The organism is Streptomyces peucetius, assembly GCF_025854275.1.
GTDB lineage: Bacteria > Actinomycetota > Actinomycetes > Streptomycetales > Streptomycetaceae > Streptomyces > Streptomyces peucetius_A.
Window position 1 is genome coordinate 541,546 of the sequence record NZ_CP107567.1, and the last position, 19,640, is coordinate 561,185.

General features: G+C 72.8%; 16 protein-coding genes. 11 read left to right on the top strand and 5 right to left on the bottom strand.

Going from position 1 to position 19,640, the window contains the following annotated elements:
* The first annotated feature begins 121 nt into the window (after window positions 1-121).
* The 5 genes from OGH68_RS02595 (at window position 122) to OGH68_RS02615 (ending at window position 4,836) form a co-directional block, all read left to right on the top strand.
* Window positions 122-1,399: an alpha/beta hydrolase family esterase gene (locus OGH68_RS02595; protein ID WP_264241678.1), complete on the top strand. Its 1,278-nt coding sequence runs from the start codon at window positions 122-124 to the stop codon at window positions 1,397-1,399.
* A gap of 49 nt (window positions 1,400-1,448) precedes the next feature.
* Window positions 1,449-2,885, top strand: coding sequence for a tannase/feruloyl esterase family alpha/beta hydrolase (locus OGH68_RS02600; RefSeq protein WP_413470922.1), 1,437 nt, complete (start codon window positions 1,449-1,451; stop codon window positions 2,883-2,885).
* A 91-nt stretch (window positions 2,886-2,976) separates the two neighbouring features.
* Complete coding sequence (locus OGH68_RS02605; RefSeq protein WP_264241679.1) at window positions 2,977-3,969, top strand: aldo/keto reductase; 993 nt, start codon at window positions 2,977-2,979, stop codon at window positions 3,967-3,969.
* Between the two features lie 150 nt (window positions 3,970-4,119).
* Window positions 4,120-4,326, top strand: a complete 207-nt coding sequence (locus OGH68_RS02610) for a hypothetical protein (protein ID WP_264241680.1) — start codon at window positions 4,120-4,122, stop codon at window positions 4,324-4,326.
* 117 nt (window positions 4,327-4,443) lie between these two features.
* The gene (locus OGH68_RS02615; protein WP_264241681.1) at window positions 4,444-4,836 is read left to right on the top strand and encodes a DUF6479 family protein; all 393 of its coding nucleotides are present in this window, start codon (window positions 4,444-4,446) and stop codon (window positions 4,834-4,836) included.
* Window positions 4,837-4,936: 100 nt separating this feature from the next.
* Here OGH68_RS02615 and OGH68_RS02620 read toward each other — a convergent pair whose 3' ends face one another.
* Complete coding sequence (locus OGH68_RS02620; RefSeq protein ID WP_264241682.1) at window positions 4,937-5,473, bottom strand: DUF6328 family protein; 537 nt, start codon at window positions 5,471-5,473, stop codon at window positions 4,937-4,939.
* Window positions 5,474-5,486: 13 nt separating this feature from the next.
* Window positions 5,487-5,849 (bottom strand): DUF3040 domain-containing protein, encoded by a 363-nt coding sequence (locus tag OGH68_RS02625; RefSeq protein WP_264241683.1) that lies wholly within the window; start codon window positions 5,847-5,849, stop codon window positions 5,487-5,489.
* Window positions 5,850-6,195: 346 nt separating this feature from the next.
* Between OGH68_RS02625 and OGH68_RS02630 the strand changes: the two genes are divergently transcribed.
* The 4 genes from OGH68_RS02630 (at window position 6,196) to OGH68_RS02645 (ending at window position 11,594) form a co-directional block, all read left to right on the top strand.
* Entirely contained in the window at window positions 6,196-7,821 is a 1,626-nt protein-coding gene (locus OGH68_RS02630) for an FAD-dependent oxidoreductase (protein ID WP_413470923.1), read from the top strand.
* 79 nt (window positions 7,822-7,900) lie between these two features.
* Window positions 7,901-8,464: a 2Fe-2S iron-sulfur cluster-binding protein gene (locus OGH68_RS02635; RefSeq protein ID WP_264241684.1), complete on the top strand. Its 564-nt coding sequence runs from the start codon at window positions 7,901-7,903 to the stop codon at window positions 8,462-8,464.
* On the top strand, window positions 8,461-9,468 hold the full coding sequence (locus OGH68_RS02640; RefSeq protein ID WP_264241685.1) for an FAD binding domain-containing protein: 1,008 nt from the start codon (window positions 8,461-8,463) through the stop codon (window positions 9,466-9,468). Before OGH68_RS02635 ends, OGH68_RS02640 begins: the two co-directional genes overlap by 4 nt.
* Window positions 9,465-11,594 (top strand): xanthine dehydrogenase family protein molybdopterin-binding subunit, encoded by a 2,130-nt coding sequence (locus tag OGH68_RS02645; RefSeq protein WP_264241686.1) that lies wholly within the window; start codon window positions 9,465-9,467, stop codon window positions 11,592-11,594. The genes OGH68_RS02640 and OGH68_RS02645 overlap by 4 nt, the downstream gene beginning before the upstream one ends.
* Here OGH68_RS02645 and OGH68_RS02650 read toward each other — a convergent pair.
* Window positions 11,572-12,351 carry a uracil-DNA glycosylase gene (locus tag OGH68_RS02650; RefSeq protein WP_264241687.1) on the bottom strand — a complete coding sequence of 260 codons (780 nt, stop codon included), beginning with the start codon at window positions 12,349-12,351 and terminating at the stop codon, window positions 11,572-11,574. The two genes, OGH68_RS02645 and OGH68_RS02650, sit on opposite strands and share 23 nt — an antisense overlap.
* Window positions 12,352-12,388: 37 nt before the next feature.
* Complete coding sequence (locus OGH68_RS02655) at window positions 12,389-14,929, bottom strand: SpoIIE family protein phosphatase (protein WP_413470924.1); 2,541 nt, start codon at window positions 14,927-14,929, stop codon at window positions 12,389-12,391.
* 181 nt (window positions 14,930-15,110) lie between these two features.
* On the opposite strand from OGH68_RS02655, the gene OGH68_RS02660 reads away from it, so the two are divergent.
* On the top strand, window positions 15,111-16,034 hold the full coding sequence (locus OGH68_RS02660) for a MurR/RpiR family transcriptional regulator (RefSeq protein WP_264241688.1): 924 nt from the start codon (window positions 15,111-15,113) through the stop codon (window positions 16,032-16,034).
* 332 nt (window positions 16,035-16,366) lie between these two features.
* Window positions 16,367-16,753, top strand: a complete 387-nt coding sequence (locus OGH68_RS02665) for a hypothetical protein (protein WP_264241689.1) — start codon at window positions 16,367-16,369, stop codon at window positions 16,751-16,753.
* Window positions 16,754-16,777: 24 nt separating this feature from the next.
* Here OGH68_RS02665 and OGH68_RS02670 read toward each other — a convergent pair whose 3' ends face one another.
* A complete protein-coding gene (locus OGH68_RS02670; protein WP_264241690.1) occupies window positions 16,778-19,639 on the bottom strand; it encodes an NHLP bacteriocin export ABC transporter permease/ATPase subunit in 2,862 nt (953 codons plus the stop codon).
* Window position 19,640: the final 1 nt, after the last annotated feature.

The window sequence follows — 19,640 nt, forward strand, 5'->3', positions numbered from 1 at the left end:
ACCGCGCAAGGGGGCGTGAACCGCCGTCGGCGGGCGGGGCTATGGGTGGCGTCACCATTTCTCGCCGTACGGGCCGTTCCTACTGTGACCGGAATCGTTCCGTCACCCGTGGGAGGTCCCGATGCCACCGCGTCAACGCCGCGTACGCCCGTACGGACCGATCCGCGCCCGGGCGGCCGTCCGCCGACTGCGCCGTACGGCCGGCCGGCTGGGCGCCGCACTCGCCGTGGCCGCGGGTGGCCTCCTCCTCTCCCCCGTGCCCGCCGCGCACGCGGCCGTCAGCCTGGAGCGCGTCGGCGACTTCGGCGCCGATCCCGGCAATCTGGACATGTACGTGTACCGGTCGGCGTCCCTGACCCCGGACCCGGCGGTCGTGGTGGCGCTGCACGGCTGCACCCAGAGCGCCCAGGTCTACGCCGACAACTCGGGGCTCACGACCTTCGCCGACCGGCACGGCTTCCTGCTGGTCCTCGCCGGCACGACGTCGGCGAACAACATCAACAGCTGCTTCAACTGGTTCCAGGCGACGGACAACCGGCGCGGGCAGGGCGAGGCCGCCTCCATCCGTCAGATGGCCGCGTACGCCGAGGCGGCCTACGGCGCGGATCCGGCGCGCACGTTCGTCACCGGCCTCTCGGCGGGCGGCGCGATGACTTCGGTCATGCTCGCCACCTATCCGGACGTCTTCGAGGCCGGTGCGGTGGTCGCCGGGCTTCCGTACGACTGCACCCGGGACACCGGCCCGTTCGTCTGCATGAACCCGGGCACGGACCGTACGCCGCAGGTGTGGGCCCAGCGGGTGCGGGACGCGTATCCCGCGTACACGGGCCCCTGGCCGCGGGTGGCCGTCTGGCACGGCGACGACGACAGCACGGTCTCCCCGGTGAACGCACGGGAGCTGAGGGACCAGTGGACCGCCGTGCACGCGCTCGGCCAGGCGCCGGACAGGACGTCGGTGATCGGACCGAACGGGACCCGCAGGGAGCAGTATCTGGATGCGAGCGGTCGGGTCGCCGTCGAGGTGGACCGGGTGCCGTCGACCGGGCACGGGACGCCGGTGGACCCGGGCAGCGGCCCGGAGCAGTGCGGGCGGACGGGCACCGCGCACTTCATCGACTCGATCTGCTCCAGCCTGTGGATCACCGACTTCTTCGGGCTGACCGGTGGCGTGAGCCCCGACCCGGACCCGGGCCCCGGCCCCGGCGACCCCGAGCCGCCGGCGTGCTGGACGGCGAGCAACTACGCGCACGTCCGGGCGGGCCGGGCGACGACCACCGGCGGCCATGTGTGCGCCAAGGGGTCCGGTCAGCACATGGGGCTCTACAACACCTTCGTCACGCACACCCTCAAGGAGTCGCCGGCAGGGCACTACACGCTCGCCGACGGCGGCTGCCCCTGACCGCCCGCCCCGCTGCCCCGTTCGCCACTTCCCACCAGGAGGCCCTTCCGTGCCGTTCGTCCTTCCGCCAGACATCCCTCCCGCGCGCCGCAGACGCTCCGGTGCGGGCAGGCGCGCCGCAGGGGCGGTCACCGGCGCCGCGCTGCTGCTCGGCCTGACCGCCGTCCCCGCCGCCCAGGCCGGTGAGCCGGGCCATTGCGTACGGCAGCAGACGCTGCGGGTGCCCGGCGCCGAGCGCCAGGAGGTGTCCTGCCTCGACGAACTGACCACCGCGGGGACGGTCGCCTCCGGGCACACCGACGAGGCCGACTGGGCGGGTCTGACACCGGCGGGACTCGAGGTGCCCAGCGGCGTTCCCGGCATCCAGATCGACGGCTACTTCCCCGACGGCTCGGCCACGAACACCAACCACGGGTGGATGCACGACTCCCAGTTCGTCGTCCGGCTGCCCGACCGCTGGAACGGCGGCCTGGTCGTCGCCGGCTCCCCGGGGCTGCGGGAGCAGTACGCCAACGACCGGGCGATATCGGACTGGGTGCTCTCCCGCGGCTACGCCTTCGCCGCGACGGACAAGGGCAACACCGGTGCCGCGTTCCACCGGGACGGACGGCGTCCCGGTGACGCGATCGCCGAGTGGAACGAGCGGGTCACCCAGCTGACCAGGGCCGCCCGTGCCGTCGTCACCCAGCGGTACCACCGTCCTCCGGACCGCACTCTCGCCACCGGCATGTCGAACGGCGGCTACCTGGTGCGCTGGCAGCTGGAGAACCGTCCCGAGCTGTACGACGGCGGAGTGGACTGGGAGGGCACGCTCTGGCGTACGGAGGGTCCCAACCTGCTGACGTTCCTGCCGCCCGCGCTGCGCGCCTACCCGGTGTACGCGGCGGGCGGCGCCGGTGCCGAGCGGGCGCACCGGGAGATGGTCGCGGCCGGATACCCGGCGGGCTCCGAATTCCTGTGGCCGTACCACCACCGGTACTACTGGGACCTGACGCAGCGGATCTACCGCGAGGAGCTGGACCCCGCCTTCGACGGGGCCACGGAGGCCGGGGCCCCCTTCTGCGCGCCGGGGGCGCCCGCCTGCGACGCGGACTACGACTACGCGTCGCGGCCCCGCGAGGTGCACCGGGCCGTGGACCGGATCGCGTTGACGGGCCGCATCGGGAAGCCGCTCATCACGCTGCACGGCACGCTGGACGTGCTGCTGCCCATCGGCGAGGGTTCGGACGTGTACGCGCGAATGGTCCGCGACGCCGGGCGGGACGGGATGTTCCGTTACTACCGTGTCGAGGGCGGCACGCACGTCGACTCGCTGTACGACGTCTTCCCCGACCGGCTGCGGCCGTTGACGCCGTGTCACCGGTCGGCGTTCACGGCGATGGAGGACTGGATCGCGCAGCGCGGCACGCCGGCGGCGAGCCACACGGTGGCCATGCCCGGCGACGGGCGGGATCCGCTCACCGAGTGCCCGCTGGGACGCCGGTAGCGGCGCCGGCCCCACCGGTCCGTCTCGAGGAAGGGCGGACCGGCGGGGCCGTCGGTACGCGCCGGCCGCACGGTCGGCGGCGCGGCATAGGATGCGCCGCATGGAACAGCGGGTATTGGGCAGGACCGGCCGGAACGTCTCCGTGGTGGGACTGGGCACCTGGCAGCTGGGCGCGGACTGGGGCGACGTCGCGGAGGACGAGGCGCTGACCGTGCTCGACGCGGCAGTGGAGTCGGGTGTCACGTTCTTCGACACGGCCGACGTGTACGGCGACGGGCGCAGCGAGCAGCTCATCGGCCGGTATCTGCGTGAGCGGCCGGACGCGGACGTGTTCACGGCGACCAAGATGGGGCGCCGCGCCGATCAGCTCCCGGAGAACTACGTACTGGACAACTTCCGCGCGTGGAACGACCGATCGCGCAAGAACCTCGGCGTGGACCGGCTCGACCTGGTGCAGCTGCACTGCCCGCCGACCCCCGTGTACGCGTCCGACGAGGTCTTCGACGCGCTGGACACACTGGTGGCGGAGGAGCGGATCGCCGCGTACGGCGTGAGTGTGGAGACCTGCGAGGAGGCGCTCGCCGCGATCGCCCGGCCCGGCACCGCGAGCGTCCAGATCATCCTCAACCCGTTCCGGCTCAAGCCGCTCGAGGAGGTCCTCCCGGCCGCCGCGGAGGCCGGGGTCGGCATCATCGCGCGGGTGCCGCTCGCGTCGGGGCTGCTCTCCGGCAAATACACCGAGGACACCGTCTTCGCCGCCGACGACCACCGGACGTACAACCGGCACGGCGAGGCGTTCGACCAGGGCGAGACCTTCTCCGGCGTCGACTTCGCGACGGGTGTGGAGGCGGCCGCCGAGTTCGCCGAGCTCGCCGGACCGGACCGCACACCGGCCGGTACGGCGCTGCGCTGGGTCGTCCAGCAGCCGGGCGTGACCAGTGTGATCCCTGGCGCGCGCTCCGCCGCTCAGGCCCGCGCCAACGCCGCCGCCGCGGACGGGCCGCCGCTGCCGCAGAGCACGCTGGACGCGGTCCGCGAGCTGTACGACCGGCGCATCCGGCCCCAGGTGCACGAGCGCTGGTAACCGCGGCCGTCCGGCGCCGCGCCCCCGCCTCGGCCACGGTTTGCCGGACCGGGACCGCGGCCGTCCGGCGCCGCGCCCCCGCCTCGGCCACGGTTTGCCGGACCGGCAAGGAATGTCGCCTCCCGCCGGTCCGGGGTTCAGGCTGGAGGTATGAGCGAGAACAGTGTTTTCCGAGCACCGGAGGGTGCGGGGGACGTCCCGGTCGCCGGTGACGGCACGGCCCGCGGGTCGGCCGCACCGGAACCGCCTGCCGGTGGCAGTGATGCCGACGTCTTCGACGGACCCGCGGAGGCCGAGGTGTCACGGCGCGTGACGGGCCGGCGCAGCCATGGTCTGGACACTCTCATGGGCTGGTAGCCGGGGCCTCCCGGGCGTGCCGCACCGGTCCCGGCGGGGCCGCCCCGAGGCGGCGGCCATTCGGCTGTCCGCGCTGCCACCGGCGGATATACCGCTCAGATTGGGTACCCGCTATGCATGGTCACTTTCAACCAGCCGGCCGGGGAGGTCGACACGCTCCCCATGGCCAGTGAAGGAGCACCCGCGGTCATCGTCTTCGGACTGATTGTGGTCGGGCTGCTTGTGCTGCTCGTATGGATCGTCTGGCAGGTGGGCGCGAACCGGCGGCGTGACGCGCCGCCGCGGGAGGACGAGCAGCCGAGGCGCCCGGACCACCAGACCCATTACGAAGCGCGTCTGGAGCCGGACGAGTTCGACATCAGCGAAGGTCACGAGGTCCCGGGCCGACTGACGCCTCACGAGTTGCACGGCTACGGGAACATGGGGGCCCGCCCGGCACCCGAGAAGAAGCCGCCCCGCGACTCCGACGAGGGCGGCGGTGCCTTCGGCAGCGGCGGCCACGGCGGCTGAGACGCCGGACCCCGCGACGCCGCCGGCCGCAGCGGCCGGCGGCGTTCGAGTCTGCCCGCAAGAGGCCCTGTGCCCCGGGCGTCCCGGCCACCGGGGGGTCTCAGCCCCGGGGTGAAGGGCGCTTGCGGTCATGTCGGCTCTCGTGGGCCGGGCCGCCACCGTGGCGCATCACAGCCGCCGGGACCAGCCAGCAGAGCATGAGCCCGACGACGAGGACGGCCGCCATCACCAGAGCCGTCGTGTCACCGATCGCGGCCACGCTGCGCAGCACGAGCAACACGGCGAGCGCCACCATGCCGAGCAGCATCACGAGACCCGCCAGGGCGAGCCGCGAGCCCCACCGGGCAGCTTCGTACTTCAGCCCGCGGCCCGTCACCACGCGGTGGATGCCGACCGGCGCGATCAGCACTCCCGTCGCGGCCGCCCCCAGCAGCAGGCAGGCCACGTACATGGCCCGGTCGGCATCTCCGAGGGACGGGAAGAGCGGCGTGAAGGCGACGGCCAGCAGAAACGCGAAGAGCAGCTGAACGCCGGCGAGGGCGACCCTCACCTCACGCAACAGCTCCCCCCACAACCGGTCCAGGCGTTGCTGCTCGCTCTCACGACGCCCTCCCGGGCCGGTCCGCGCTACTCCCATCGACCGCCGCCGTTCAGGCCGGCCCGGAATCCCGCTCGCCGCCGCGTTCCCGGCGGCGGCCGGCGAGCCGTTTGGACCAGCGGCAGACGAGCACGAGCAGACCGACCAGGGTCAGCGCCCACGTGGTGGCGAAGGCCCAGATGAGACCGGGCGCCGAGGTGGACGCCGCCATCACCAGAAGGACGCAGGTCAACGCCGCCAGCACGCACACGGCGGCGGCGAGCAGATGCGAGCGGAACCCGTGGGTGACCCGCGCGAGCGGCGGGCCCGGGCTCATCGTCCGCAGGCGACGGTCCAGGAGCGCGTCGGCGCGCAGATCCCGTTCGATCTCGGCGAGGATCAGCCGTTCCGGCTCGGAGAGTCCGGGTCCGTCCATGGCTGGCACCTCCGTACCTGTCAGACGGTTCGTTCAGTCATCGCCCCGGACGATGTGCGCTTCCGGGTTGTTCTCTCCCTGACGGTCGGGCTCCCGCCCCTGCGTCACCACGGCCGGTCTGCAGGTGCGTACCCGTTCCCGCTCGGACCTTCGGCTGCTGATCCTTCCGGTGTCGGCCCGGGTGTCCACGGCTGACACCTCCTCTGTTCCCTCGGTGCCGGTCGGCGATGCGGCCGGCGCTGCACGATTTCTGTTCCTGCGAGTACCCCGTCCACCCTCCGTCAGTCGCCCGGACGGCGGGGGCGGGCGGACGCTTCGGCGGGCCGTCGCGGGGCACCCGGACCGCATGTCGAACTCTCATTCTCCGCGCGTGAACGACCGGGCGCACTCGCGTCCGCGCACGACGGACTCGCACTGGATGCGCACCAGCGACACCACCTCGTACCGTCCCCTGACGGCCGACCTCGAGGTGGACGTGGCCGTCGTGGGCGGCGGGATCGCCGGGCTGTGCACGGCGTGGGAGCTGACCCGTGAGGGCGGCCGGTCGGTGGTGGTGCTCGAGGCGGACCGGATCGCGGCCGGTGTCACGGGCTTCACGACGGCGAAGGTGACGGCGCAGCACGGCATGGTCTACGACCGGCTGCGGCGGACCAGGGGCGTTGAGGGCGCCCGGCTGTACGCCCGATCCCAGCAGGCGGCCGTCGAACGTGTGGCGGAGGTCGCCTCCGTACTCGACATCGACTGCGAGTTCGAGCGCGGCCCGTCCTATGTCTACTCCAGGGACATGGCCGAGCGCCCGGCGCTGCGGAGCGAGGCGGAGGCCGCGGCCGAGGCGGGTCTGGACGCGGCGTACGTGGAGGACACGGGCCTGCCGTTCCCGGTCGCCGGAGCGGTACGGGTGGCGGAGCAGGCCCGGTTCCACCCCCGTAAGTACCTGCTCGGTCTGGCCCGCGACCTGACCGCGTACGGCAACACCATCCATGAGCGGACCCGGGTGACGGGGCTGCACGAGGGCACCCCCTGCCGGCTCACCACGGAGGGCGGCTTCACGGTGACCGCCCGCGACGTCGTCGTCGCCACGCACTTCCCCGTCTTCGACCGGGCGCTGCTGTTCGCCCGGATGTCGCCCCGCCGGGAACTGGTCGTGGCCGCCCCGCTGCCCGCCGACCGGGACCCGGACGGCATGTACATCACCGAGGACGGCGCGAAGCGGTCGGTGCGGACGGCCCCGCTGGGCGACGGCCGCCGGCTGCTGATCGTCACCGGGGAGACCTTCACGCCGGGCACGGCGGACGTCCCGGAGCGGTTCGAGCGCCTCGACGAGTGGATGCATACGCATTTCGCCGTGGAGGAGACCCGGTACCGCTGGGCCGCGCAGGACAACGATCCGAGCGACCGGGTGCCGCTGATCGGGCCCTTCCATCCGGCGGCCCGGCACACCTATGTGGCCACGGGCTTCGGCGGGTGGGGCATGAGTGGCGGCGTGCTGGCCGGGCGGCTGCTGACCGATCTGATCTGCGCGATGAAACCCCCGTGGGCGGACCTGTACGATCCCCGGCGGCTGTGGAGCACCCTGCGGGAGGCTCCGACCCTGCTCTCCCAGCAGGCGGAGGTCGGCAAGCACTTCGTCGGCGACCGGCTGCGGACCACCCACGTGGACTCCGCCTCGGACATCGCGCCGGGGAGCGGTGCGGTGGTGCGCCTGAACGGGCAGCGCTGCGCCGTCTACCGCGACGACGACGGCGGCTGCCACGCGGTGTCGGCCCGCTGCACCCATCTGGGGTGCCTGGTCGCGTTCAACGAGGCGGAACGGAGCTGGGACTGCCCCTGCCACGGTTCGAGGTACGGCGTGGACGGCTCGGTGCTGCAGGGCCCGGCGGTCCGGCCCCTCGAACAGCGTCACATCGTCGGCTCCGACAGCTCCGACAGCTCCGACAGCTCTGCCGGCTCGGACAGCCCTGACGAAGCGTGAACCTCCGAACCGCGCGATCGGTCACGGACTGGTAGGAAAGACAGCAAAACGTCATCACCCGACCGGAAAGGGCTGCGGCGTGGACGCAACCAGCCGACCGGAGACCTCGGGCGCCCCGACCGGCGAGGGCGCCCACCACTCCACGGTCACCCTGCATGTCAACGGAGTCAGGCACACCCTGACACTCGACAACCGCACCACCGTGCTGGACGCCCTGCGCGAGCATCTGGACCTGACGGGCCCGAAGAAGGGCTGCGACCACGGCCAGTGCGGCTCGTGCACCGTGATCGCCGACGGCCGGCGGGTCAACAGCTGTCTGATGCCGGCCGTGTCCCACGACGAGGCGCACATCACCACGGCCGAGGGACTCGCGCCCGCGGGCGAACTCCATCCCGTGCAGGAGGCGTTCGTCGCCAGGGACGCGCTCCAGTGCGGCTACTGCACCCCCGGTCAGGTCTGCTCGGCGGTCGGGATGCTGGCAGAGGCCGCCGACGGCCGGCCCTCGCTGGTGACCGGCCCGCGGAGGGCCGACGGGCCCGTGGAACTGACGCCTGAAGAGATCAGTGAGCGCATGAGCGGCAATCTGTGCCGCTGCGGCGCGTACACCAACATCGTGTCGGCCATCGAGGACGTGACCCTGTGAAGCCCTTCGCCTATGTCCGACCCGGCACGGCCGCGGAGGCCGTCGCCGCGTTCGCCGCGCACACGGGGGCGCAGTACCTCGCGGGCGGCACGAACCTCGTCGACCTGATGAAGCTGGGGGTCGCGACGCCCGACGTGCTCATCGACGTGAGCCGGCTGCCGCTCGACACGGTGGAGGGCGTACCGGGAGGCGGTCTCCTCATCGGCGCCGCCGTGCGCAACAGCGATCTGGCGGCGCATCCGGCGGTCCGGACGCGCTACTTCGCGCTGTCGCAGGCGCTGCTCGCCGGGGCCTCGGGGCAGTTGCGCAACGCGGCGACGACCGGGGGGAACCTGCTCCAGCGCACCCGCTGCACGTACTTCCAGGACATCTCCAAGCCCTGCAACAAGCGCGCGCCGGGCACCGGCTGCCCCGCCAGGGAAGGGGTCCACCGCGACCTCGCCGTGCTGGGCCACTCCGAGCACTGTGTCGCCACCCATCCCTCGGACATGGCCGTGGCACTCGCCGCGTTCGACGCCACGGTCCATCTGCACTCGACGGACGGGGACCGGTCGCTGCCGGTCACCGACTTCCACCGGCTGCCCGGGGACCGTCCCCAGGTGGACACCGAGCTCCGTACGGGTGAGCTGGTCACCGGTGTGGAGCTGCCGCCGGTGCCGGCCGGCGCGCGGTCGGCCTACCGCAAGGCCCGCGACCGTGCGTCGTTCGCCTTCGCCCTCGTCTCCGTCGCCGCGGTCCTCGCGGTCGAGGACGGGCGGGTCCGGCACGCGGCGCTGGCCTTCGGCGGCCTCGCCCACCGGCCGTGGCGCGCGCACCGGGCGGAGGAGCGGCTCGCCGGCGCCCTCGTGAGCCGGGAGACCTTCGTCCGGGCGGCGGAGGCGGAGCTGGTGGCGGCGCGGCCGCTGCGGGACAACGCGTTCAAGGTGCGGCTCGCCCGCAATCTCGCGGTCGACGTGCTCAGCGGACTGGCCGCCGGAACCGACGGCACCGGGGAGCCGTCATGAGCCGGGCGGCCACCACCGTGCTGGGCGCCCCCGTGGAACGGCGGGAGGGCCGGGAGAAGGTGGCCGGCCACGCCCGTTACGCCGCCGAGCACACGCCGTCGGGCTGTGCGTACGGCTGGCCGGTGCCCGCCGCCGTCGCCAGGGGCCGGGTGACGGCCCTCCACACGGCCGAGGTGCTCGAGCTGCCCGGCGTGATCGAGGTGCTCAGCCACGAGAACGCGCCCCGTCTCGGGGAGCCGGACGATCCGACGCTCCGGCTGCTCCAGGACGACCGTGTCCCGCACCGCGGCTGGCACATCGCCCTGGTCGTGGCCGATACCCTCGAGAACGCCCGCGCGGCCGCCGTCGCCCTGCGCGTCGACTACGCGACCGAGGAGCACGACGTACTGCTCACCGACCGGCACCCGGGGCTGTACACGCCAGAGGAGGCCAACGGCGGCTACCCGGCGGTACGCGAACGGGGCGACTTCGAGGGCGCGTACGCGGCGGCCGGGGTCCGCGTCGACACCTCGTACAGCCTCACCGCTCTGCACAACCATCCGATGGAGCCGCACGCCGCCACCGCGCACTGGCACGACGGCCGGCTGACCGTGTGGGACTCCAGTCAGGGCTCGGGTTCCGTCAGGGACGCCCTCGCCCAGCTGTTCGGGCTGGACAGGACGCAGGTCACCGCGGTGTCGGAGCACGTCGGCGGCGGCTTCGGGTCCAAGGGGACGCCGCGGCCGCCGGTGGTGCTGGCGGCGATGGCCGCCCGTCACACCGGGCGCCCCGTCAAGGTGTCGCTGCCGCGGCGTCAGATGCCCGCGGTCGTCGGGCACCGGGCGCCGACGCTGCATCATGTCCGGCTCGGCGCCGGTGCGGACGGACGGATCACGGCGCTCGCCCACGAGGTGGTCACCCAGACGTCACGGGTGAAGGAGTTCGTGGAACAGGCGGCGGTGCCCGCCCGGGTCATGTACGTCTCCCCCAACAGCCGCACCGTGCACCGGGTGACCTCGCTGGACGTGCCGACCCCGTCGTGGATGCGGGCACCGGGCGAGACACCCGGGATGTACGCCCTGGAGTGCGCGATGGACGAACTCGCCGTCGCCACCGGACTGGACCCGGTCGAGCTGCGGCTGCGCAACGAACCGGACACCGAACCCGACTCGGGCCTGCCGTTCAGCAGCAGGCATCTCGCCGAGTGTTTCCGCGTCGGCCGGGACCTCTTCGGCTGGCAGCACCGCGTCGACGCCCCCGGTGTCACCAGGGAGGGTGATCTGCTGCTCGGCACCGGAGTCGCGGCGAGCACCTACCCCGTGTACATCACGCCTTCCTCCGCCACGGCCCACGCGGGCCGCGACGGCATCCACCGGATCCGGGTCAACGCCACCGACATCGGCACCGGGGCGAGGACCGTGCTCGCGCAGATCGCGGCCGAGGCGCTGGACGTGCCCCTGGAGTCCGTGTCCGTCGAGATCGGCAGCTCGGACCTGCCGCGGGCTCCGCTGGCCGGCGGCTCCTCCGGCACGGCGTCGTGGGGCTGGGCGGTCCACAAGGCCGGTGCGCTGCTGGCCGAACGCCTCGCGGAGCTGGGCGGGGAGCTGCCGGCGGAGGGCGTGACCGTCACGGCCGACACCCGGGAGGAGACCTCGGCGGAGCCCACGCACGCCCGGCACGCGTTCGGCGCCGTGTTCTGCGAGGTGCAGGTCGACACCGTGACGGGCGAGGTGGCGGTACGCCGGATGCTCGGCGTGTACGCGGCGGGCCGCATCCTCAACGCCCGTACCGCGCGCTCCCAGTTCATCGGCGGGATGACGATGGGCATCGGGATGGCGCTGATGGAGGGCAGCACGATGGACGAGCGGTTCGGGGACTACGCGGAGTGCGACCTGGCGTCGTACCACGTGCCCGTCTGCGCCGACGTCCACTCGATCGACGCGCGGTGGATCGAGGAGGACGATCCGCACCTCAACCCGATGGGCAGCAAGGGAATCGGCGAGATCGGCATCGTAGGCACCGCCGCGGCCGTGGCCAACGCGGTGCGTCATGCGACGGGCGTCCGGCTGAAGGAACTGCCGCTCACCCCCGACAAGGTGCTGGAGGCGCTCGAGGGACCGGCGGCTACCGGGGTCCCAGGCCGCTGACACCCGCGGCGCGCCCGAGCACGTCGACGAGCATCGGGAAGGTGAGCCGCCGCGTGAACACGTTGCGCCTGCTCGGGTGGTAGCACCCCAGCAGGTGGAGTTCCGGCCGGTCGCCGGCGCCGGGCAGTACGACATGAGCGCCGTGCCCGAACACCGGGCGCGGCCTGGGCAGTCGGTACCCGGCGGCATCCAGGACGGGCAGCAGCGCCTGCCAGCCGAAGCCGCCGAGGACGACGACGGCGCGCAGACCTGTCAGCAGCGACAGCTCCCGCGCGAGCCACGGGCGGCAGGTGTTCCGCTCGCCGGGCGTGGGCCGGTTCTGGGGCGGGGCGCAGTGGACGGGCGCGGTGACGCGTACGCCGTGCAGGACGAGGCCGTCGCCGCGGTGCGTGGACATCGGCTGCGAAGCGAGGCCGACGGCGTGCAGGGCGGCGAAGAGCACGGCACCGGAGTCGTCGCCGGTGAACATGCGGCCGGTGCGGTTGCCGCCGTGCGCGGCGGGGGCGAGTCCCACGACGGCGAGCGACGCGTCGGCGGGGCCGAAGCCGGGCACCGGCCTGCCCCAGTACTCCCATGCGGCGAACGCCGCCCGCCGGGTCCCGGCGACCTGTTCCCGCCACGCCACCAGCCGGGGGCAGGCACAGCACCGGCTGACGGCCGCGTCCAGTTCGTCGAGGCCGGTGCAGTGCGGGGCCGTCCGGCCGGGGAAGTCCTCGCTTGCCGGTTCGGGGGGCGGGGCGGGCGGGTGGCCGGTCATGGGTCCACGCTAGGGCCTTCGCGACGGATGCGTCCGGTCAGGCCGGTGCCGACCAGCGGGCGGCGAGGAGCAGGGCGATGTCGTCGGGACGGTCGGCGGTCTGCCGGGCCGCGTTGATCAGCCGGTCCGCGGTGTCCGCCAGCGGGCCGGAGCCCATGTCGGACAGGGTGCGGCGCAGCCGTTCGATGCCGAGATCGATGTCGATCCCGGGCTGTTCGACGAGGCCGTCGGTGAAGAGGGCGAGCACCGCGCCGGGTTCCAGGGTCAGCTCCGTCACCGGATAGACGGCATCGGCGTCGACACCCAGGACGATGCCGCCGGGCAGGTCGAGGACCTCGGTGTTTCCGTCCGGGTGCCGCAGCAGGGGCTGGAGGTGGCCGGCGCGGACGGCCCGGCAGCGGCCTGTGGCCGGGTCGAGCACGATGTAGCAGCAGCTGGCGAACAGCCCGGGGTCGAGGTCGATCATCAGCCGGTTCGTTCCGGTCATCACCTCCACTGGGGTGTGCCCGCTGACGGCGAGTGCCCTGACGGCGCTGCGCAGTTGCCCCATGGTGGCGGCGGCCTGCACACCGTGTCCCTGTACGTCGCCGATGATCAGCGCCGGTATTCCGCCGGTGTCGATGACGTCGTACCAGTCGCCGCCGACGTCCATGCCCTGGGTGCCCGCGAGGTACCGGCCCACGGTGTCGAGCCGCTCCACCACGGGCAGCCGGTGCGGCAGCAGCGCGTCCTGGAGACCACGGGCGAGCGCCGCCTCGGTGTCGTAGCGCTGGGCGCGCTCGAGGGCCTGGGCGATGAGTCCGGCGAGCGCGGTGAGGACCGTCCGCTCCTCCGGGCTGAAGCCACGGGGCTGGTCGAAGCCGAGGATGCACGAGCCGACGGGGCGACCGGAGGCTATCAGCGGCAGAAACGCCCTGGCCCCGACGTGGGCGTCGAGAGGGATGCCGGGGTAGGCGCCGGCGAGATGCTGCATCGACTCGAAGAAGAGGGGCCGGCCGGAGGTGAGGGTCTCGACGCCCGGCAGCTTGGCGTCGAGTCCCACGCCGTCGAAGCGGTTGAGGAACCCCTTCGGAAACCCGGTCTCCCAGGCGAGGTGGAGATGACGGTTGCTCAGCAGGTAGATCGCGAGCTGGCGGCCTCCGAAGGCGGGCAGCAGCTCTTCGGTGACCACGGCGGAGACCTGACGGGCCGTGACCGCCTCGGTCAGCGCGATGGCGAGGGCGACCGGGCGGTACAGGGCCACGGCCCGGTCCGCCGGTGATCCGATACCGCCTCCGGGCCTGACCATGGAGCTGGGTACGTAGGCGGGCTGCTCTCCGCGGGTGAGCGTGACGGTCAGCCCGTCGATGCCCGGGTGGAGGGCGACCGAGAGCCATTCGTCGGTGTGCCGGACGAGGAAGTGGACCGGGTCGGGGGACAGCAGCGCGGCCCGGTAGTGATCCTCGTGAGCGGGCCCGAACAGGTCGACGGCTTCCCACAGGACGCGTCCGATCAGGTCGGTCCGCTGCCTGCCGAGGAGGTGTTCCGCGCTGTCGTTCATATAGGTGATGCGGCCCAGGCGGTCGAGCGAGCAGACGCCGAAGGGAAGCCGGTCGGCGGATTCGGCGACGACGGGGCCGGCGCCGAGGTCGATGAGGTAACCGCCCAGGTGCGTGGCCCCCGTCCCGTCGGGTTCGCGGTGGCGGCGGCCGTTGAGTTCGAGCAGATGCGGCCGGCCGTCGGCTCCCTGGAGCCGCATCCTGCGGGTCACCGGCTGGTCCGACTCGGCGGACCGCCGGCCGAGTGCCCACAGCCCGTAGGCGTCCTCCGGTTCCATCCGCGCGGCCACCGCCTCCGCGGTGAGGGGGAGGTCCTCCGGCCGTACGCCGAGGATGGCGCGCCAGCCGTCGTCGCCGGTCACGGTGCCGGCCTCGAGGTCCCAGTCGAACGCGCCGATGCGCAGCGGCGGTGAGGTGAGGGACTGCAGGGTCACGGCGAGCGGTTCCGCGTCCCACTCGATGCGTGGCCGGTGCGGCGCCATCTCGGCCAGTGTGGCACCGAGCCGGGTGCCCACCTGGTGGATACGCCGGCGGTCGGCGTCGGAGACCGGCGTGCCGGGGGTGGCGGGCCGCAGGACCGCGAGGACGCCGAAACACTCGCGCTCATGGGTTACCGGCACGTACAGCGAGCCGAAGGGGAACGGGAGGCCCGCCATGAGCTGCGGGTAGCGGCGCATGGCCTCCTCGGCGTCCCCGAGGTACACCGGCTGTCCGGAGCGGTAGACGTCCGAGTGGGGGAACGGCCGGTTCACATGCATGGTCCACCAGTGGCGGAACAGGTTGAGCGGAAGTCCGGCTATCACGGCGAGCCGCAGCTGCTGCGGCGATCGGGACCGCAGGTAGAGACCGCCGGCGAAGCCTCCGACGGCCTCGACGGCGCTCACCTCCGCCTGAGCGAGGACCATGGCGAGCTCGTCCGTCTGCGGGTCGTGCCTGTCCGTGCCCGCGGGATGCGAGGCGTGCTCGGCGGGCGGCCCCGGCCCGCCCTTGCCGTACCAGGTCACCCTGCCAGCATGCTCCCCGGCGGCAGGGCGGCGCATCTCCTCCGGTACGGCCCCGCCGTACGGCCGCGGGGCCGGCGCGTGGCCGCACCGCACGGCACCGCACGTCACCGGCCGGCGAAACGGGCGCGGCACCGTCCACGGGTACGGACGAGCACGCTGACGAACCCGGCAAGTGGGCTATGTTGAGGACGGGCTGGACACAGAAGGGGGCACACCGGTGCCATCAGGGCAGCAGGAACGTGCGCAGGCGGCCGCGATCACCCCGGGTGGTCCGGTGGAGGAGCAGGAGCCCGCTCCGGCGGAGCGGGTCCTCGCACTGCTCGGCGGCCACCGGCTCTCCCCCGGTCAGCGGCGCATCGCCCAGTACATCATCGACCATCTGCCGGAGGCCGCGTTCCTGTCCATCACGGACCTCGCGGAACGTGTCGGGGTGAGCCAGCCTTCGGTGACCCGGTTCGCCACGTCGCTGGGCTACAGCGGATACCCGGCGCTGCGGGAGGCGTTGCAGCCGATCGCGCTCAGCGCGGTCGCCGGTTCCCCGGAGAGCCGGGCGGAGATCCGCCGCAACGAACTGCAGACGGCGGTCGACGCCGAGATCCAGAACCTGGAGAACCTGCGGCGGGTTCTCGCGGACACCGACCGGGTGCTCGGCGTGGGGCGAGAGCTGGCGCTCTCGGTGCCCCTGACGGTCCTCGGGCTGCGGATCTCGGTGTCGCTCGCGGAGTACTTCGCCTATGCCGCACGCCGGATCCACCCCGATGTGCGGCTGGTGACCCGCGGCGGCAGCGTGGCCTACGACGCGCTGCTCCAGTCCCGGGCGGCCGGCGGGACGTGGGTGCTGGCCTTCGCGATGCCGCGGCACGCCAACGAGACACTGGCGGCACTGCGGGCGGCCCGCCGCACGGGGCTGCGCGTCGCTCTGATCACCGATATGACGCTCGGGCCGCTGGTCGACGAGGCCGATGTGACGCTGACGGCGGCGACGGGCTCGCGGCTGGTGTTCGACTCGTACGCGGCGCCGGGGGTGCTCTCGGCAGCCGTGCTCCAGGCGATGGCCGACGCGGATCCCGGTCGCACGCAGCTGCGGCTGGAGGGCTACGAGCAGGTGGCCGACCAGCACGACTTCTTCATCGACGACTGAGCCACCTGGTTTTCACAGCCCGAACCGGTCTCTTACCGGACTTTTTCATGCCCAGCGGTGCATGTAATTTTTCATACTCTTGCGTACTCGACGGTATATATATTTACTGCTTGTGGCACGGGGGCACTCCGTTGCCACGAGGGCCCGTCCGAGCCCTCCCCTCGATCGGACACCCAGGGACGGCGCTCCCTCCTCGCGCCGTCCTGAAGGTGTTCAATCCGGGCTCCGCATTCCGCCGCGGACGCCCCTCGGCGGTCCCGGTCAACCCCTGGGCCGGGACCGCCGCACCCTCTCTCGATCAGAGTTCATCGGCACCACCCGGAGCGACGACGATGTCCCAGCCCCTCTTCACGACGAGCCCGGACTGGCCCTGCCAGGTGAAAGCCCCGAGCAGTCACGACTGGGAACGCAGCGCCGCCCGCTGGCTGCGCGATCTGCTGCCCGCCCGGTACGCCGGTTACTCGACGCTCACCCGCCATCCCGTCCTGCTGGCCCGTCACGCCCAGCTCCAGGTGCAGCACGAGATGCGGGCGGTACGGGTGGCCCTGCAGACGTCCCGGGCGGAGCTGCCCACGCTGGGCGTCGCCGAGACGGTCATCGAGAACACGATCCGGCTGTACGCCGTCGAGCTGGAGCAGCTCGGCCGCCTCGCCCGCGGTGTCAGGCTCGTCGGCGACGCGCTGCGCACGGACGGCGGCGGCACGCACCGCAGGCGGTAGCCCCCGGGCGGCCCGGCGGCCCGGTCACGCCAGTTGCCGCCGTACCAGTTCATGGAGCCTGCCTCCGGCGTCGGCGACGAGGTCGGCCGGGCGGCCCTCCTCCACGACACGGCCCTCCTCCATCACGATCACCCGGTCCGCGTCCATGACGGTGGAGAGCCGGTGGGCGATCACGATGCGGGTGGCGTCCAGCCTGCGAGTGCTCTCGATGACAACGCGCTGGGTCTCGTTGTCCAGCGCGCTCGTCGCCTCGTCGAAGAACAGCACGCGCGGCCGGCGCACCAGGGCCTGGGCGATCATCAGCCGCTGCCGCTGGCCGCCCGAGATGGCGCCGCCGGAGGAGATCAGGGTGTGCAGGCCCATCGGCATCCGCTTGATGTCCTCCGCGAGGCCGGCCATCTCGGCGGCTTCCCAGACCTCGTCCTGGGAGAACGTCTCGGCGCCGCAGATGCAGTCCAGGATGGACCCGGTGAGCGGCTGCGCGTTCTGGAGCACCACTCCGCACTGCCGGCGTACCGCGGCGGGGTCCAGGGCGGCCAGGTCCTGGCCGTCGTAGAGGACGGTGCCGGAGGCGGGACGGTCGAAGCCGATGAGCAGCCGCAGCAGGGTGGACTTGCCGCAGCCGCTGGGGCCGACGACGGCCACGAACTCCCCCGGCCGCACCTGCAGCGACACGTCGTCGAGGACGGACGGACCGTCGTCGGCGTAGCGGAAGGTCAGATTGCGTGCCTCGATGGCGCCTGACAGCGTGCCGGGCTGCGCGCTGGCTCCGCGCACCTCGGGTTCCTCGTCCAGAATCGGGCGCACCAGCTCGAACATGGGCAGCGCGGCCACGGCGGAGACGAGCACGCCGGTGAGCTGGGTGACGGAGGTCAGCAGCATGGTGACGGCCGTGCTGAAGGTGAGGAACTCGCCCGCCGACATCGTCCCGCGGGCCGGCCCGGCGAGCAGCATGAACATGATGAGCGAGCAGAGCGGCAGATAGACGGCGTCGAGAACGGTGGTCAGGTTCTTGATGCGGCCCACCCGCTGCTGCAGTTCGCGGGAGCGGGCGAACCGCCGTGCCCAGGCGGCGTACGCGAAGCTCTCCGCTGCCGCGACCCTCAGTTTCGGCAGGCCCCGCAGGGTCTGGAACGCCTGGTTGTTGAGCTTGTTGTTCAGCTCCACCAGTCTGCGCTGCCAGCGGACCTGCCACAGGCCCATGCCGAGGAACACCGCTCCGATGACGAGCAGCATTCCGATGGCGGCGAGCGCCAGCGGCACGCTGTACCAGAGCAGCAGGACGACGTTCATCGTGCCGACGGTGACCGACTGCAGGGCCACCGGGCCGGTGCCGGACAGGACCCGGCGGATGGAGCTGATGCCCATGGCGGCGCTGGCCAGTTCTCCGGTCGACCGCTCCGCGAAGAACCTGGTGGGCAGCCGCAGGAGCCTGTCCCAGACGGCGGGCTGCAGGGTGCTCTCGATGCGGCCCTCCATCCGCAGGACGGTCAGGTTCTGCAGCAGCATGAAGGCGGCGGAGACGACGCTCGCGATCATGACGGCGAGCGAGACCTGGACGATCAGGCCTGCCTGCGCGTTGGGTACGTAGACACCGAGTACCTTTCCGGTGGCGATGGGCACGAGCGCGCCGAGCACGACGGTGACGAGACCGGAGATCAGCAGGTTCCGCAGGTCCATGCGGGTGCCGCGGAGACTGAAGCGCACCAGCCGCCGGAGGTTCGAAGGCTGCTCGGGCAGCGGCCGGTAGAACATGACGGCCCGGTCCTCGAACTCGTCCGCGTTCTCCGTGCCGATCCGCGTCCGTGAGCCGGTGACCGGGTTGACCGCCTCGTAGCGTCCGCGGCGCCAGATCAGTGCGACGGGCGCGCCGGAGGCTGCCCGGTGGCCCACGAGCGGGCCCGCGTCGCTGCGCCACCAGGGGCCCTGGAGGCGGACCGGACGGGTGCGGACGCGGGAGGCGACGGCGATGCGTTCGACGGGGCCGACGCGGTCCCCGCCAAAGCCGCTCTTCGGCGGGTCGGTCAGGGTGATCCCGGCGGCGCGGGCGACATGGCGGCACACCGCGAGGAGCGTGTCGTCGCCGTCCGCTCCCCCGTGGCCGCGCGAGGCCCGGTCCCCTCTGCCGATGGAGGCGAGCAGTGCCTCGTCGGCGCGGGCACCGGCGTCGGCACCGGCCTTGATACCGGCGGCCGTCCGGTCCTCGTGGGCCCGCTCCAGTTCCTCGATCCAGCCGTCCACGGCGGACAGCAACCGGTACTGCTGGTTCACCATGCGCTGCCACAAGGCGCCCTCGACGAGCAGGTCGCCCGCCGCCTCCGCACTGTAGGAGGCGCCGTACTGCACGCTGCCCGGCTCGACCTGCATCCACAGGACGTCGTCGTCGGCCAGGGCCTCCTCTGTGGCGGGGCGGCCCTCCAGCGGCGCCTCGAACAGCACTCCGAGGCCGCGGCCGACGCCCAGGCCGAAGGCGTACTCGAGCTGGGTGGCGGCCGTCCGGCCGTAAGGATCCTGGTACGCGGGCGGGTACGGCTCCCCGTACTCCGGCACGTACAGCTCCCGCAGCGGGATCCGGCGCAACAGACAGTCCTGCGAGGGCCGGCCGGTCAGGGTGTGCCGGGAGCCCTCGACCGGGCCGAGGAGGAGCGTGCCGGGTTCGAGACGGCCGAGGAAGTGCCAGTGGCCCTGTTCGACGGCGTCCACGGCGAACAGGTCGAGCGCGCCGCCCATGACGAGCCACAGCACCAGCGGCCCTTCCAGCGGAAGACTGCGCAGACCGGTGCAGTCGACGGGCGTTCCCAGCCCGCCGAGTGCGTGGATCACCGCGTCGGACTGTGCGGGCGCCTGGTGGTGGCCGCCGGTGGGCGGCAGGTGGACGGACGACACG